General features: G+C 65.8%; 11 protein-coding genes. 3 read left to right on the top strand and 8 right to left on the bottom strand.

The features are described from left to right. Positions 1-33: 33 nt before the first annotated feature. The 5 genes from WH303_RS05190 to WH303_RS05170 all read right to left on the bottom strand — a co-directional run bounded on the left by WH303_RS05190 (position 34) and on the right by WH303_RS05170 (position 7,176). Positions 34-1,290, bottom strand: a complete 1,257-nt coding sequence (locus tag WH303_RS05190) for a Zn-dependent hydrolase (RefSeq protein WP_339517283.1) — start codon at positions 1,288-1,290, stop codon at positions 34-36. A gap of 16 nt (positions 1,291-1,306) precedes the next feature. Next, positions 1,307-2,773, bottom strand: coding sequence for a dihydropyrimidinase (gene hydA, locus WH303_RS05185; protein ID WP_339517282.1), 1,467 nt, complete (start codon positions 2,771-2,773; stop codon positions 1,307-1,309). Positions 2,774-2,818: 45 nt separating this feature from the next. Further along, positions 2,819-4,324: an NCS1 family nucleobase:cation symporter-1 gene (locus tag WH303_RS05180; RefSeq protein ID WP_021025783.1), complete on the bottom strand. Its 1,506-nt coding sequence runs from the start codon at positions 4,322-4,324 to the stop codon at positions 2,819-2,821. A 126-nt stretch (positions 4,325-4,450) separates the two neighbouring features. After that, positions 4,451-5,773 carry an NAD-dependent dihydropyrimidine dehydrogenase subunit PreA gene (preA, locus tag WH303_RS05175; RefSeq protein ID WP_021025784.1) on the bottom strand — a complete coding sequence of 441 codons (1,323 nt, stop codon included), beginning with the start codon at positions 5,771-5,773 and terminating at the stop codon, positions 4,451-4,453. A gap of 41 nt (positions 5,774-5,814) precedes the next feature. Continuing rightward, positions 5,815-7,176, bottom strand: coding sequence for an NAD(P)-dependent oxidoreductase (locus WH303_RS05170; RefSeq protein ID WP_339517281.1), 1,362 nt, complete (start codon positions 7,174-7,176; stop codon positions 5,815-5,817). 654 nt (positions 7,177-7,830) lie between these two features. Here WH303_RS05170 and WH303_RS05165 point away from each other — a divergent pair. The 3 genes from WH303_RS05165 to WH303_RS05155 all read left to right on the top strand — a co-directional run bounded on the left by WH303_RS05165 (position 7,831) and on the right by WH303_RS05155 (position 12,059). After that, the gene (locus tag WH303_RS05165) at positions 7,831-8,385 is read left to right on the top strand and encodes a sigma-70 family RNA polymerase sigma factor (protein WP_339517452.1); all 555 of its coding nucleotides are present in this window, start codon (positions 7,831-7,833) and stop codon (positions 8,383-8,385) included. A 7-nt stretch (positions 8,386-8,392) separates the two neighbouring features. After that, positions 8,393-9,538, top strand: coding sequence for a FecR family protein (locus tag WH303_RS05160; RefSeq protein WP_339517280.1), 1,146 nt, complete (start codon positions 8,393-8,395; stop codon positions 9,536-9,538). Positions 9,539-9,653: 115 nt separating this feature from the next. Further along, positions 9,654-12,059 carry a TonB-dependent siderophore receptor gene (locus tag WH303_RS05155; protein WP_339517279.1) on the top strand — a complete coding sequence of 802 codons (2,406 nt, stop codon included), beginning with the start codon at positions 9,654-9,656 and terminating at the stop codon, positions 12,057-12,059. Positions 12,060-12,169: 110 nt separating this feature from the next. Here the strand turns inward: WH303_RS05155 and WH303_RS05150 are convergent, their stop codons facing one another. The 3 genes from WH303_RS05150 to hglS all read right to left on the bottom strand — a co-directional run bounded on the left by WH303_RS05150 (position 12,170) and on the right by hglS (position 16,276). Continuing rightward, positions 12,170-13,378: an aminotransferase-like domain-containing protein gene (locus tag WH303_RS05150; protein ID WP_339517278.1), complete on the bottom strand. Its 1,209-nt coding sequence runs from the start codon at positions 13,376-13,378 to the stop codon at positions 12,170-12,172. Between the two features lie 72 nt (positions 13,379-13,450). Then, on the bottom strand, positions 13,451-14,899 hold the full coding sequence (locus WH303_RS05145) for an FAD-binding oxidoreductase (RefSeq protein ID WP_339517277.1): 1,449 nt from the start codon (positions 14,897-14,899) through the stop codon (positions 13,451-13,453). A 3-nt stretch (positions 14,900-14,902) separates the two neighbouring features. Further along, complete coding sequence (gene hglS, locus WH303_RS05140; protein WP_339517276.1) at positions 14,903-16,276, bottom strand: 2-oxoadipate dioxygenase/decarboxylase HglS; 1,374 nt, start codon at positions 16,274-16,276, stop codon at positions 14,903-14,905. Positions 16,277-16,418: the final 142 nt, after the last annotated feature.

Below are 16,418 nucleotides of genomic sequence, written 5' to 3'. Positions count from 1 at the left end.
CGTCTCTGGCTCAGCGGGTTCATCCGCACCGACTCAGCGGCAGGCGCGCTCCAGCATCGCATGCAACAGCACATTGCAGCCTGCGGTGATGTGCTCGGGCTTGGCGTCTTCAATCTCGTTGTGCGAGATGCCATCCTTGCAGGGGATAAAGATCATGCCCGCAGGCGCCAGGCGCGCCATATAGACGGCATCATGGCCCGCGCCGGAGACGGCATCCATGTGCGAGTAGCCCAGCATCTGCGCGCCGCGCCGCACCGCATCGATGCAATCCGCGTTGAAGGGCTGGGCGGTGTAGCTGGACACCAGGTCGATCTTGATCGGCAGGCCGGTCTCGTCGCTGATGCGCGCGGCCACCGCGCGGATGTCCTGGTCCATGGACTCGCAGTCGGCATCGGTGGCATTGCGCAGGTCGATGCTGAATTTCACCTCGCCCGGAATCACATTGCGGCTGTTGGGGTGCACATGCACCATGCCCACCGTGCCGCGCCCGTGCGGCGGGTGGCGGTGCGCGCAGGCCACCACTTCCTGCATCACCTGGGTGGCGACCTGCAGGGCATCCTTGCGCAGCGCCATCGGCGTGGGGCCGGCATGCGCCTCCATGCCGGTGACGGTGCAGTCATACCAGCGGATGCCCAGCACACCGGTGACCACGCCAATCGTCTTGTCGTGGTCCTCCAGCACCGGGCCTTGCTCGATATGGGTTTCAAAGTAGTAGCCGATCGGGTGGTCACCGGGCTCCTGCGGGCCGATATAGCCGATGCGCGCTAGCTCGTCCTGCACGCTTTTGCCGTCGGTATCCTTGGCGGCATAGGCATGCTCCAGGCTGAAGGCCTTGGCAAACACGCCCGAGCCCATCATCACCGGCACAAAGCGCGAGCCCTCCTCGTTAGTCCAAAACGCGACCTCGATGGGCGCCTCGGTCTCGATGCCATGGTCATTGAGCGTGCGCACCACCTCGATACCGGCAAGCACACCATAGTTGCCATCAAACTTGCCGCCCGTCGGCTGGGTGTCGATATGGCTGCCGGTCATGATCGGCGGCAGGCTGTTGTTGCGGCCCGGGCGGCGCATAAAGCCATTGCCGATCTTGTCAATGGTGACCGTCATGCCCGCCTCCTTGGCCCAGCGTGTCACCAGGTCGCGCCCTTGGCGGTCCAGGTCGGTCAGGGCCAGGCGGCACACGCCCCCTTTGGCGGTGGCGCCAATCTGGGCCAGCTCCATCAGCGATGCCCAGAGCCGGTCGCCATTGATGCGCAGCTGGCTGGTATCGGTCTTCACTTTCGTGTCCATGCTTGGTCTCCTTGTTTCATTGCGCGCGTGCCACGGCCGTCGGCGCCGTCTCTTGCGCCCGCTTTTGCACCGCCTGGAAGTTGGGGCCGAAGGCCGGCCGCTTGAAATACTGGCCCGCGCCCTTCTCGGCGCGCAGATCGCCGTTCGCATACACCACGCGGCCCCGGCTGATGGTGTGGCTGGGCAGGCCTGTCACCTGCCGGCCTTCAAAGATGTTGAAATCGCCCTTGGAGTGCTGGGTCTTGGCCGACAAGGTCTTGGTCGCCTTCGGATCCCAAAGCACCACATCGGCATCGGCGCCCACGCCGACAAAGCCCTTGCGCGGATAGACATTGAAGAGCTTGGCCGTGTTGGCCGAGGTGATCGCGACAAACTCGCTGGGCGTCAGGCGCCCGGTGTTCACCCCGGCATCCCAGACCACGGCCATGCGCTCTTCAACGCCGCCGGTGCCATTGGGCGTCTTGGCAAAATTGTCCTTGCCCACAGCCTTTTGCTCGGCGCAGAAGGTGCAGTGGTCCGTCGCCGTGGTGTGCAGGTGCCCGGCCTGCAGGCCACGCCACAGCGCCTCCTGGTGCTCCTTGGGGCGGAACGGCGGGCTCATCACATAGGCGGCGGCCGTCGCGTAATCAGGATGGCGGTAGACGCTGTCGTCAATCGTCAAATGGCCGGCCAGCACCTCGCCGTAGACGCGCTGGCCGCGCGCCCGGGCACGGGCAATGGCGTCGGCCGCCTCGATGCAGCTCACATGCACCACATAGATGGGCACGCCCAGCACATCGGCAATCGCAATCGCCCGGTTGGCGGCCTCGGCCTCCACCATCGGCGGGCGCGACAGCGGATGGCCTTCCGGGCCGGTGATGCCCATGCGCGCCACCTCCTGCTGCAGCAGGTAGACCAGTTCGCCGTTCTCGGCATGCACGGTGGGCATGGCGCCCAGCTCCAGCGCGCGCCGGAAGCTGTTGACCAGCGTTTCGTCGTCGCACATGATGGCGTTCTTGTAGGCCATGAAGTGCTTGAAGCTGTTGATGCCTTCGTCGCGCACCAGCCGGCCCATGTCCTCGCGCACCTGCTCACTCCACCAGGTCACCGCCACATGGAAGGAGTAGTCGGCCGCCGACTTCTCGGCCCAGCCGCGCCACTTGCGGTAGGCGTCCATCAGCGGCTCCTGCGGCGCGGGAATCACAAAGTCGATGATGCTGGTGGTGCCACCGGCGAGGCCCGCGGCGGTGCCAGTGAAGAAGTCGTCAGCGGTGACCGTGCCCATGAAGGGCAGCTGCATATGGGTGTGCGGATCGATACCGCCGGGCATCACATACTGGCCGCTGGCATCCAGCGTTTCGGTGCCGGCCGGCGCCTGGGCCGCAGCCCCCTCACCGACCGCCACCATCTTGCCGTCCACCAGCAGCACATCGGCGCGCTCTTCACGGTCCGCATTCACGACGGTACCACCACGGATCAGAAGGGGGTGGCTGGCTGTGCTCATCATGTCTCTCCTTGGTTCAAATCACAAAAACGGCGGCTGCTACGCTCAAGCGCGCCGCAGCATGGCCTGCGACGCCGCCACATGGCTGGCCATGCCGATGCGGTAGACCACACCGGCAATGAACAGGCCGATAAACCAGGCATAGGCATACAGGTCCTTGAAGATCGCTCCCACATCGGGGAAGCTGGCAGGAAACGCGGCATTGAGAAAGCCCGGAATATTGGGCGCCACGCCGCAGGCAAATGCGGCCACGGCCACCCAGTTCCAGCCGCCGGAATAGCTGTATTTGCCGCCCTCGCGGTAGAGCTCGTCCACATCGAGCTGGGTGCGGCGGATCAGGAAGTAGTCGACCATCAGGATCCCGGCGATCGGGCCGAGCAGCGCCGAGTAGCCGATCAGCCAGGTGAAGATATAGCCCTGGGTGGACTCCAGAATCTTCCAGGGCATCATCAGGATGGCAATCGCCACGGTGATGTAGCCGCCGGTGCGGTAGCTGATGCGCTTGGGGTTCAGCGCAGAAAAGTCGTAGGCGGGGCCCACCAGGTTGGCGGCCAGATTGACGCTCACCGTATCGACCAGCAGCACGATGAGGGCGATGAGCACCGCAGCGCCGGTCATGCGCGCGGCCACATCCACGGGGTCCCACAGCGCCTTGCCATAGATGACCACGGTGGCCGAGGTGACGATCACCGCCAGGGCCGCCAGCAGGCCCATGGGCACCGGCAGGCCAATGGCCTGGCCCACGATCTGGTCCCGCTGCGAGCGGGCAAAGCGGGTGAAGTCGGGAATATTCAGCGCCAATGTGGCCCAAAAACCAATCATGGCTGTGAGCGACGGCCAGAAGGTGCCCCAGAACTGACCGGCCTTCGCTTCGCCGGCTGCAAAGGCCGACGGCTTGCTCAGGATCGGGCCAAAGCCGCCCGCCTTGTCATACACCCACCACAGCAGCACAAAGCAGATCACGATCTTGGCCGGCGCCGTATAGGTCTCGAGCTTGCGGATGGACTCGATGCCATGCACCACAAAGTAGAACTGGATGGCCCAGAAGACCAGGAAGCAGACCAGCTGCGCCACATTGATGCCCAGCCAGGAGATCTTCTCGCTCTCGAGCGGATGGCCCAGGATCACGCCGAGCAAGGTGTAGATCATCAGGCCGCCAAACCAGGTCTGGATGCCATACCAGCCGCAGGCCACCAGCGCGCGCAGCACGGCAGGCAGCTTGGCGCCCCGGGTGCCGAAAGAGGCACGGGCCAGCACCGCATAGGGGATGCCGTATTTGGCGCCCGCATGCCCGATCAGCAGCATCGGCACCAGCACAATCAGATTGGCCAGAAACACGGTCATGACCGCCTGGAACGCCGACATGCCGCCTTCAACCAGACTGGCAGCCAAGGTGTAGGCCGGAATGCACATCACCATGCCTATCCACAACGCCGTGAAGTGGTACCAGGTCCACGTTCGCTGCGAGGCTTGCGTGGGTGCGAGGTCGTCGTTCCAAAGGCCGCCGGCTTCGCTGCCGGCGGCACCCCTTGCTTGCGCGTCATGGGACATTGCTCACTCCTTGAGAGGTGTTATCGATAGGTTCTAAGCGTCCAAATCCAAAGTCTTGGTTTCCATCCTGTAGCACATCGGGTCATGCAAAAAGCGCGCCACCGCAAGGGACGGCGCGCTCGCCGCTCAAGGGGAGATCTGCGCGGCTACCCGTGACGGGTTGTTGGGGTGGGTGGTCCAGTTCGCGTACTCGCCGGTGACGGTCTTGCCGGTGCGCGCATCCACCTCGCCGGGCTGCAGACTGCGCATCGAGATCGTGTCGGGCACCGGGCAGATCGACACGCAAAGGTTGCAGCCCACGCATTCGGCCTCGTTCACCTCAAAGCGTCGCTCACCGGCCTCACCCTTTTGGTAGAAGATGGCCTGGTGCGAGGTGTCTTCGCAAACCACATGGCAGCGTCCGCACTGGATGCAGCTGTCCTGGTCGATCACGGCCTTGTCGATGTGGTTGAGGTTCAGGTCCTTCCAGTCCCTGACGGTAGGCACGGCGCGGCCCTGGAAGTCTTCGATGGTCTTGAAGCCATGCGCGTCCATATAGTGCGACAGGCCATCACACATGTCCTGCACGATCTTGAAGCCATAGACCATCGCAGCGGTGCAGACCTGCACCGTGCCGCAGCCCAGCGCGATGTACTCGGCCGCATCCTTCCAGGTGGTGATGCCGCCAATGCCGGAGATCGGCAGGCCAGCGGTTTGCGGATCGCGGGCGATCTCGGCCACCATGTTCTGCGCAATCGGCTTGACCGCCGGGCCGCAGTAGCCGCCGTGCGAGCCCTTGCCATCGGTGCTGGGGTGCATCACCAAGGTGTCCAGGTTCACGCCCATCACCGAGTTGATGGTGTTGATCAGCGACACCGCATCCGCCCCGCCCGCCTTGGCCGCGCGCGCCGGAAAGCGCACATCGGTGATGTTGGGCGTGAGCTTCACAATCACCGGCAGCCGGCTGTAGTGCTTGCACCATTCGGTGACCATCTGGATGTACTCGGGCACCTGGCCCACGGCAGCGCCCATGCCGCGCTCGCTCATGCCGTGCGGGCAGCCAAAGTTCAGCTCAATGCCATCGGCGCCCGTGTCCTCCACCATCGGCAGGATGCGCTTCCAGCTCTCTTCGACGCAGGGCACCATCAGCGAGGCGATCAGCGCGCGATCGGGCCAGGCCCGCTTCACCCGGGTCATCTCCTCCAGGTTGATCTGCAAGGGACGGTCGGTGATCAGCTCGATATTGTTCAGCCCCATGACGCGCCGGTCCTGCGACATCAAGGTGGAGTAACGCGGCCCGTTGACGTTGACCACATGCGGGTCCTCGCCCAGCGTCTTCCAGACCACACCGCCCCAGCCCGCCTCGTAGGCGCGGGTGACGTTGATCTCCTTGTCGGTCGGCGGCGCAGAGGCCAGCCAGAAAGGGTTGGGGCTGCGGATGCCCAGAAAATTGCTGCGAATATCGGCCATGGCGACTCCTTGGTTCGGTGGATAAAGGGCTGGGCGTGCGCTTAGGCGCTAACACCCACTTCGCGCATCAACATGCGGTGCATGGCCGCTGCGGCGCGTTTGCCGTGCTCTACGGCTTCCACCGTCAGGTCTCGGCCGCCCCAGCGGCAGTCGCCCCCCGCCCAGACCCGCTCCAGGCTGGTCTGGCCGTCTTCGTCCGTCTCGATCCGACCGGCCTTGAGGGCGATACGTGCGCCGGCGGGCTCGGCGATATAGCTCTGGCCGATGGCCTTGAGCACCATGTCGGCCGCCAGCACCTCGGTCTCGCCGGTGGTTTGCAGCTTGCCATCAACCTGCTGCGTGGCCGCCAGGCGGATGCCGCTGACGGCACCGTTGTCCACCAGCACCTCCTGCGGCGCCGCCCACAGCCGGATCGTCACGCCATGGGTCTGCGCCCATTGCTGCTCCACTGCGGAGGCCGACATCGCATCCTGACCGCGCCGGTAGACGATGGTGACTTCCTGGGCACCCAGCAGGCGGGCTTGGACGGCCGCGTCCACGGCCGTCATACCGCCGCCAATCACCACCACACGCCGGCCTACCGGCACCGTGGATTTGTCGGGCGCCTGGCGGATATCGGCAATGAAATCGACCGCATTGCGCAGGCCCTGGGCGGCGGGCTCGGCAATACCCAGGTCATTGACCCCTGCCAGGCCCAGGCCCAGAAACACCGCATCATGGCTGGTCAGCAGGCTGTCCAGGGTGAAGTCGCGGCCCAGGCGCTGGTTGTTGCGCGGGGCAATGCCACCCACCGACAGCAGCCAGTCAATTTCACGCTGTGCAAAATCGTCGGTGGTCTTGTAGCTGGCCAGGCCGTACTCGTTCAAGCCGCCAAGCTTGGGTTTGGCATCGAGCAGGCTGACATCATGGCCCTGCAAGGCCAGCAGGTGTGCGCAGGCGAGCCCGGCCGGGCCCGCACCCACAACAGCCACCTTCTTGCCGGTGGGCTCGGCGCGTTGGAACAGCGGCGCCCCGCCCCCTGCCATGAAGCGGTCGGTGGCATAGCGCTGCAGCGCGCCAATCTCCACCGGTTTGTCCTCATTGGTGTTGCGCACGCAGGCCTGCTCGCACAGCACCTCGGTCGGACACACCCGGGCGCACATGCCGCCCAGGGGGTTCGATTCGAGAATGGTCTTGGCCGCGCCCCGGATGTTGTCCTGCGCAATGCGGGCAATGAAGCTGGGCACATCGATGCTGGTCGGGCAGGCCGTGGCGCAGGGCGCGTCGTAGCAGTAGTAACAGCGCTCGGCCTCGATCGATGCCTGCGCCCATGTCAGCGGCGGGTGCGCATCTGAAAAGTTATCGGCATATTGTTGCGCGCCAAGCCGTCCTGCGCGCACACCGCATCCTGTGGGTCCGTTCATGACTCATCCTCCTCGACTGGGTTACCAGCGCGAGTGCGAACGGCTCCATCACCATGCCGCCTGCGACCGCGCCACTGCATCTACAACGGGTCCGGCAAATGGCATGGCTGCGCCATCCATTCACCGCCAAAGCTGCACCAACCAGGGAGGGTTCATCAGGCCCTCATCGTGGGTGTTTTATCTGTCCTGTGCTGCTGTTGCCGCAGCACTTAGGGAACCATTAAATGCCCGATTAAAGTTTTACGCACTGGTAAAAACACTAGGCATAGACTTCGGCTGGCGCTTCAGTCCGGCCACGGGGCGGTTCTGGCCTGGCGCGAACCTGGCGTTCTGGGCTTGTGCGGAAATACGCAAGGCTGGCCAGCCATGAAGGGTCGATCCATCGGCGCATGCGCCGATCTGCCAGGCGCCATCACCCGCGCAGCAAGCAGTGCCAGCGGAAGGTCTGCATGTGGCTGGAAGCGCAAATCGAGCCTTGGGGCAAGCGCGCGCCTTCTCCCTCCAAGCCCAGCGGCATTGGTGAAACGGGGCCAGCAATCAGCGATAATGATAACAATTCCCATTTGCGTATATGGCAGGGCCGCGTCCCTGGCCACGGCGACGGCGTCCACCGGTTGCGAAGTCCCCTCTTCCCCTTTTTGCAACGGCCGCCTGGTGTTTGAGCGCTACTACCGCGAACTGCTGAACTTTCTGTCCCGATCGGTACAGGACCGCGACACGGCGGCCGATCTGGCCCAGGAGAGCTATGCCCGCGTGCTGGCGGCCCAGCAGACCGGCCAGGCCGTGCAAGACCCGCGCGCGCTGCTCTACCGCACCGCCCGCAACCTGGTCATCGACCAGCACCGGCGCAGCAGCATTCGCGCCGAGCTGGAGACCGCAGCGCCCGCAGCCGGCGATGAGTCGGCGCTGGAGCACCTGCCGGGCCCGCGCACCCTGGAGCCCGAGACCATCCTGGCCTCGCGCGAAGGTCTGGCGGCCCTGGTCGCCACCATCGACCAATTGCCTCCGCGCTGCCGCGAAGCCTTTATGCTCTACAAGTTCGACGGCCTGAGCTATGCCCAGATCGCCGAGCACATGGGCATCTCCACCCGCACCGTCGAGATGCAGCTGCAAATCGCAATGGAGGCCTGCTGGCGTTGCCAGGACCGGCTCGATGGCGTGGCGCATGCCCGCCACGGACGCGCCCGCACCAGACGCGCCAAGTCTTGAGCAGCCCATGCCCGCCTCCGACTCCAGAATTGACCACGAGATGAACGCATCGCCCCTGCCACCAGACAACACCGCCGGCCTGCGCCAGCAGGTGCTGGACTGGTTTGTCCGGCGCCAGCGCGAGAGTTGGAGCACGGCGGACGAGCAGGCCTTGCAGCAGTGGCTGGCGGCCGATGCCGCGCACCGCGCCGCCTATGTGCAGTGGGAGCAGCACTGGCGCGCGATCGATGCCGTGCCCGCCGATGCCATCGCCCAGCTGCGCCGCAACCTGGCGCATGACAAGGCGCAGCCAAGCACCACGGCCGCTGCTGCACCCGCGCCGCGCCCGGCCGCAGCAGCGCCTGCGCCTGCCGCAGCCCTGTCAGCCTTGCGCCGCCGCTGGCTGTTGCCCTCGCTGGGCATGGCCGCTGCGGTCGTGATGACCAGCGGCACGGGCCTGCTGGCCTGGCAGCACTGGCAGGCGCAACCCGTGTTCAAACAGGCCTATGCCTCGCAGCGCGGCCAGCAGCTGCAGGTACAGCTGCCCGATGGCAGCGAGCTGCGCCTCGATACCGCCACGCGGCTGGAGGTGGCCTACTACCGCGACCGCCGTGAAGTGCTGCTGCACGAGGGCCAGGCCGTGTTCAGCGTGCAGGCCGGTCCGCAGCGGCCTTTCCATGTGCTGAGCGGCCCGGTCGGCATCACCGTGGTGGGCACCCGGTTTTCGGTGCGCTACACGCCGGGCCTGGCTGGCAGCGATGGCGTGCGCGTGGCCGTCGAAGAAGGCAAGGTGCGCGTGGTACGCCGCGATGGCGCGCCCGGCCCCGCGCTGGCGCAGATCGCCGAAGCCCAGACCTTGGTGGCCGGCCAGCAGATCAGCGCCAACCCCGAAGGCAGCCTGCGCCCCATCCAGCCCGTCGCCGCCGAAGGCATTGCCGCCTGGCGCGAGCACCGCATCAGCTTTGTCAACACGCCGCTTGCGCAGGCGCTGGCCGAGTTTGAGCGCTACGGCAGCACGGGCCTCGCGATCAGCGACCCGGCGGTGGCTGCGCTGCGCCTGAGCGGCACCTTTGACCCTAGCGATACCCAGACCTTGCGCAAGGTGCTGCCCCATGCGCTGCCGGTGCGTCTGCAGCAGATGGCAGGCGGACTGGAAATACGCGCACTGCGTTGACGTCGCCAAGCCCCAGAAAATTTTTAATATTTTTTCGCGCTCACTACCGTATTTCTCGCAACTCGTGCGTCTACCTCAGTAGGAATGATTTGCATTGACTACTTTGAGGACCTCCATGTCGTACCCCCTTCTGCGCCCCGCTCCGCTGGCTTTGGCCATGGCCCTGGCCTTGGGCTCCGTAGCAGCCCATGCGCAAAGCGCCGCGCTGCCGACCACGCCGCTGGCCTTCAGCATCCAGGCCCAGCCGCTGGCCGAGGCGCTCAATGACTGGGCGCGGCAAACGCGCATCCAGCTGATTGCCCAGCAAGGCCTGGTCGCCGGCAAGCGGGCCCCTGCCATCGTCGGCACCTTGACGCCCAACCAGGCGCTGGACCGCTTGCTGGCAGGCACCGGCCTGGTGGCCACGGTCGAAGGCCAGGCCGTGGTGATCAAGGCCGCCTCGGTCGGGGAAGAAGGCGCGACCCTGGCGACCGTCACCGTGACGGCCGATGCCCAGCGCGATGGCGCCACCGAAGGCACGGGCAGCTACACCCAGCGCGGCCCCAGCGCCACCGCCACGGGCTTGAGCCTGAGCCTGCGCGAAACCCCGCAGTCGGTCAGCGTGATGACGCGCCAGCGCATGGACGACTTCAAGCTCGACACCCTGACCGATGTGATGGAGCAGACCCCGGGCATCGGCACCTACCGCCAGGGCAATGCCACCGATTTCCAGGCGCGCGGCACCTCGGTCAACCTGCAGACCGATGGCATGGCCCAAGTGCGCAGCGGCTGGTACTACCTGACCAGCACCCTGTTCTCGCTCGACGACATGGCCGAGATCGACCACATCGATGTGCTCAAGGGCTCGTCGGGCCTGGTGGTTGGCAAGGGCGAATACGGCGCCACCGTCAACATGGTGCGCAAGCGCCCCACACGGACCTTCCAGGCCAGCGTGCAGGCCAGCGCCGGCAGCTGGGACAGCTACCGCGCGCAGGCCGATATCGGCGGCCCGCTCAACGAGGCGGGCACGCTGCGCGGCCGCCTGGTGGCCTCGGCCACCGATGCGGGCAGCTTTCGCGACCATGAAGACAGCAGAAGCAAGATGCTGTTCGGCACCCTGGAAGCGGACCTCAGCCCGGACACCTTGTTGAATGTCGGCTTTACCTACCGCCAGCGTGCGGCCAACGGCATCGGCACCACCCAACCCATCCAGGGCTACACCCGTGCCGGTGTCAAAACACCCGACCGGCCGCGTTCGTTCAACACCGGCGCGCCCTGGGGCGGCTATGACCAGGACGCGCTCAACCTCTTCGGCAGCCTGGAGCAGCGCCTGGGCAATGGCTGGACAAGCAGCCTCAAGTTCTCGCACCAACAGATCCGCATGGACGACATGTTCGCCGCCTATCTGTACGACCAGGACCGGGTCAACTATGGCCGCTGGACCGACATGCGCAACGACAACTGGACCGTGAACCTGGACATCAAGGGCCCGTTCAGCCTGCTGGGCCGCCAGCATGAGCTGCTCGCCGGCATCGGTATCTCGCGCTTCCAGAGCAGCGTCAAGCTGCCGTTGAACGCGCTGACCCTGCTGCCGCTCGATGGCCTGGGCACCAGCTACGACCAGGGCGGTGCCTACCTGCCCGAGCCCGACACCAGCAGCTGGACCTATGGCGACAACCGCTTCAGCCAAAAGCAGCGCTATGCCTATGCGGCAGGCCGCTTTCAGCTCAGCGATCCGCTGCAGCTGATTGCGGGCTTGCGCGTGACCAAGTTCGAAGAGCGCGACATCACCCCCTACTGGTGGAACTACGACATGAACGAGAGCGCGGTCTACACGCCCTACGCCGGTCTGGTCTATGACTTCCACCCCAACATGTCGGCCTACGCCAGCTACGCCAGCATCTTCCAGCCGCAGACCTCGCAGGACGAGCAGGGCCGCACCCTCAAGCCCGAAGAAGGCAACACCTATGAGGTCGGCATCAAGGGCGAGTTCTTTGACAAGCGCCTCAATGCCAGCATCAGCCACTACTGGATCAAGACCAAGAACACCGCCGAGGAAACCGGTGGACTCACCCCTGGTGGCGACACCGCCTACCGCTCCGTCGCCTCTGCCACCCGCCACGGCTGGGAGCTGGAGCTGTCGGGCGAGCTGGCACGCGGCTGGCAGGCCCAGGGCAGCCTGGTGCGGCAAAACAGCTCGCTGAGCAATACCAGCCAGTACCCCGAGTACCAGTTCAAGCTGGGCAGCACCTACCGCTTTGACGAAGGCACGCTGCGCGGCCTGACCGTCGGTGCCTCCACCCGCTGGCAGGACAAGACCTCCGTCAGCAACAGCGCTGCTACCCTGGAACAAAGCAGCTACGCGGTGCTGGATCTGATGGCCCGCTACCAGGTCGACAAGCAGCTGTCCTTCAGCCTGAACATCAACAACGCGCTGGACAAGCACTACAAAGCGGGTGTGAACAACTTCAGCGCCATTGGCCTGTACTACACCTGGGGAGCGCCGCGCAGCGTGAATGTGGGCATGCGTTACGACTTCTGAGCGGGATGAACAAAAGGCCGCGCTGCGGCCCTTTGCCGGCCAGGCCGTACACAAAAAAGGCCCGTCAGCATGCATGCTGGCGGGCCTCGATGCTTGGGCGTCAAGCGCGTTTATTGGGCCTTGTCAAAAGCGGCAGCCAGCCTGTCAACCGCCTGCTCGATCTGCGCCACATCGGGCGCGGCAAACGACAGGCGCATCGAATGCAGATGGGCGTTGTCGGCATAAAAGGCCTTGCCCGGCACAAAGATCACGTTGGCGGCGACGGCGGCATCAAACAGCTTTTGCGGATCGATGCGGGCATCAAACGTCAACCAGACAAACATGCCGCCAGCGGGCTGCACAAACTGCACCAGGTCACCCAGCCGCGCCTTCAGGCCCTGGGTCAAGGCCAGCATGCGGCGCTGGTATTCGGCGCAGGCCTTGGCGACGGCCTGGCCATAGCGGCCCGACTGCAGGTAGCTGGCGGCCACGGCTTGCGCCAGCGGCGAGGTGCAGAGGTCATTGGTCTGCTTGGCCACCGTGCAGCGGCGCAGCACGGCCGGGTCGGCCACCATCCAGCCCACACGCAGGCCGGGGGCCACGGTCTTGGACAGGCTCGACAGGTAGACCACCGGGTTCTCTCCCTCACCCACTTGCTGCTGGGCCGCGGCATAGACGGGGGCTGGGCGGGCATCGGTGAAGGCCAGCTCGCCGTAAGGATCGTCCTCGACCACGACAAAGCCATACTGCAGCGCCAGCTGCACCAGGCGCTCGCGGCGCTGTTGTGTCAGCAAGGTGCCGCAGGGGTTGGAGAAGTTGGGCACGGTGTAGAGCAGCTTGGGGCGCTCGGCCACCGGCAGCGCAGCCAGCATGGCGGCCAGCGCTTCGACATCCAGGCCATCGCCATCGACCGGCGTGCTCAGCATCCTGGCGCCCGCCTGGCGCAGCGCCGCAAGGGTGGCGGGGTAAGCCGGGGTCTCCACGCAGACGGCATCGCCGGGCTGAATCAGCACGCGCAGCAGCAGGTCAAAGCCCTGTTGCGAGCCGGTGGTCACCAGCATGTCGGCCGCTGTGCAGCGGATGCCCCGGGCCTGGCACTGGGCTGCCAATTGCTCGCGCAGCGCGGGCGAGCCTTCGGTGGCGCCGTACTGCAGCGCGGTGGCGCCGGTGGTCATCGCCTGCGCGGCCGCCGCTGCCAGGCCTTCCTGGTCAAACAGGCTGGGCGAGGGGTAGCCACCGGCCAGCGAGATCATGCCCGGGCGGCTCAGGTAGGGAAACAGCTCGCGGATGGGCGAGCCCTGGGGGTTGGCGAATGCGGGAGTGAATTGAAAAAAAGACATGGCCTTGTCTCGCTGGGTTGTCTCTGGTGGTTGTTGTTGGCCATGCCTGCCCATGCAGGCATGGCCAGGGTCTTAGTTTTTGGCGGTGCCCAAATCCACGGTGCCGCAAAGGTGCTGGGGGTCCAGCCGGTCGCGCCAGCCATCGGCCCATTGCTGCAGCAGCGGCGGCGTAAAGCGCTGGTAGTAAGCCAGGTTGTGCGGGCCCACACCGTGCTCCGCGCTGTAGCTGCCCGCAAAGTCCTGCACCACCATGCCGTAGATGGCATCGCGCAGGCGCTGCACTACGGCGGGGTCGTACTGCTCGGGGGCATCCTTGCGCCAGATGACATTGAAGTGCACACCGCCATCGGCGATATGGCCAAAGTCCACGACGGTGAGGAAGGGGTAGTCGCGTGCGACCAGTTCACGGCCCTTGCGGCAGAACTCCATGATGCGCGAGCGCGGCACCGACACATCAAACGCAATGGGCTTGCCCAGCGCCCGCGCGCCTTCGCTGATGCTATGGCGCAGGTGCCACAGCTCGGTGGCATTGCCCAAGGCCGCGTTGACGATGGTCGACTCGAACTGGTCTTCCAGAAAGCTGTTGAGCGCCTCTTGCAGATCCAGCTGGCTGTATTTGGCAGCGGCATTGGCTTCCAGCTCGACCAGGATGGCGAACTCGGGCGCATCATCCGGCGCAAAGGGGTTGCGCAGGTTGGGCACATGGTCAATGGCCGCCTGCATCGCGTTGCCCGAGATGCCTTCAAACGCGGCCAGCCAATCGCCCAGGTCGCGCTCAAAGGCCTGCAGCAGCTCCATCACGGCCTCGTCCGAAGCGGGCACCACCAGCGCCGTGGCGCGTTGCGCCGGGCGGGCATGCACCTGGAGGGTGGCCTGCGTCACGATGGCACCGGCGCCAGAGCCGCCGACAAACAGCTGCTTCCAGTCCACGCCGGTATTGTTCTTGCGCAGCGCGCGGCCCAGCTCCACCACCTCGCCGGGCGGGTCCATCAGTACCACTTGCAGTGCCATCAGGTTGGAGCGCACATCGCCGTAGCGGATCAGGCGCGTGCCACCGGTGTTGGTGGCCACCATGCCGCCGATCGAGGGGTTGGCCCCCAGGTCGATCGGAAACCAGAGGCCATGGGCTTCGAGCTGGTCGTTGAGCTCCTGCAGGGTGACGCCGGCATCGACCACCACGCTGCGGTTGGCCACATCCACCTCGCAGTGGCTGCGCAGACGCGAGAGGCTCAGCACCAGCTGGGTGCCGCTCATGTCCGGCGTGCTGGCGCCCACCATGCCGGTGTTGGCGCCTTGGGGCAGCAGCGCCAGGCCGCGCTCGGCGCAGAGCCGCACGACGGCCTGCACCTGCGCCACATCGGCGGGGCGCACCACCAGGCGCGCACGGCCCTGGCCGTAGCGCGCGCCTTCTTCATAGGCGGCCATGTCGGCGCCTTGCAGCACCCCGACTTCGCCCACAATGGCGTGCAGCGCACTCAGCAGCTCGCTGTTGTCGCGGTTGTCCAGATCAGAGGCGGCCATCGCTCAGGCCACGCTTTCTGCCACATCGGCTTGCGCCAGGGCCTCGCGCACCGCTTGCAAGGATGCGTCCTGCATCGCCTGGTACAGCGCGATCTCGTCATGCACCTGGGCACCCAGGTCGGCCTCGAAGGCCTGCTGCGCCTGGTTGGCCTCGTAGTGCTTTTGCTCTTCGCCGCCCAGGTTGGACTGGAAGATACCAGCCGCGCTCACCGGCAAAAAGTCCTCGTACACGATGGGCTCGGCACGCACCACGCCGTCGGCAATCAGGGTCTCGATATCGGCCGAGGCATCGCCCACGGGCTGCTGCAGCACATAGCGGTAGAACGCCAGGCCCTGCTGGCGCATGGCGTCATGGCTGTCAGGGAAGGCGGCAAAGGATGACTCCAGGCGGTCCTGGTAGTTGGCGCTGGCGCTGCCGGCATTGCCCATGCTGCGCACATTGGCCAGCAGGCTGTCATACAGCGCGCGGCCCTTGCGGGTCAGGGCCACGCCGCGTTGCTCGATCTCGCCAAAGCGGGCGGTGTGCGTGCCCTGGTCGTCGCTGCCGGGGAAGTTCACGCGCTCCTGCAGCGCCTTGAAGCTGGTCTGGCGCAGCAGGATCGGGCAGGCGCGGCGGGGGGGGCCTTCGACCACATCCTTGGCATCCATGCCATGGGCAGGCATGCCCAGCTGGGCGGCGTCGATATCGAGCGTGCGCGGCGTCAGGTGGTTGATGTGCGGGCCCTTGAAGCAGACCACATCGGCCACCAGGCGGTGCGCCTTGTGCAGCTTGTCGTAGGTGGCGGCATCCACGGTCGCCTCGCTGTGCCAGCGGAAGGTCTCCAGCGCTTCGCGCACAAACTCGTCAGCCTCTGCATCGCTCAGGCCACCGGCGGCTTCGCACTGGGCGATCAGCGCCAGCGCGCGCTCGGTGAAGATCTGGCGGCGGGCCAGGATGGCGGCCGACTGCGCGCGCAGCGCCTCATCGGCCAGCAGGTCCAGGCGCAGCAGCGAGGTGAACACGCGAAAAGGGTTGCGGTTGAGCGAGCTGCCCAAGACCGGGCGGAAGGCGGTAGAGTGCACCGGCACGCCCGCCACCGACAGGTCGTAGTAGCCCACGGCCTCCATGCCCATCACGGCAAACAGGCGGCGCAGGGTGGACAGCTCTTCCTTGGTGCCAACGCGGATGGCGCCATGGCGCTCCACATCCAGGCGGTCCAGCTCGTCAGCCTGCGCCATTGCATTGGCCAGTGCGGGCTGGGCCTTCAGCACCTCGCCATTGACCTGGGCCACCAGCGCCATCAAGCTGCCGTATTGCGGCACTTCGTCGCGGTACATATCGGACATGGCGCGGGAGAAGCGCGAACGAACCTCATCGGGGTGCACAAAGTGGGTCATCGTGGGTACCAGATCAATAGCTAATAAAACGGGAAAACCGGGCCTTGGCGGCCGGCCAAAAAGCGGCTCGGCACCAAGACAACACTGCGCGTCATGCTAGGCAGAGCCTTGTGCCAGGTCAAACGACAATAGCGCGGCAAAT

Origin of the sequence: Comamonas sp. MYb69, assembly GCF_037479315.1 — a bacterium.
Classification (GTDB): domain Bacteria; phylum Pseudomonadota; class Gammaproteobacteria; order Burkholderiales; family Burkholderiaceae_C; genus Comamonas.
This window is presented reverse-complemented; position numbering and strand designations above follow the sequence as displayed.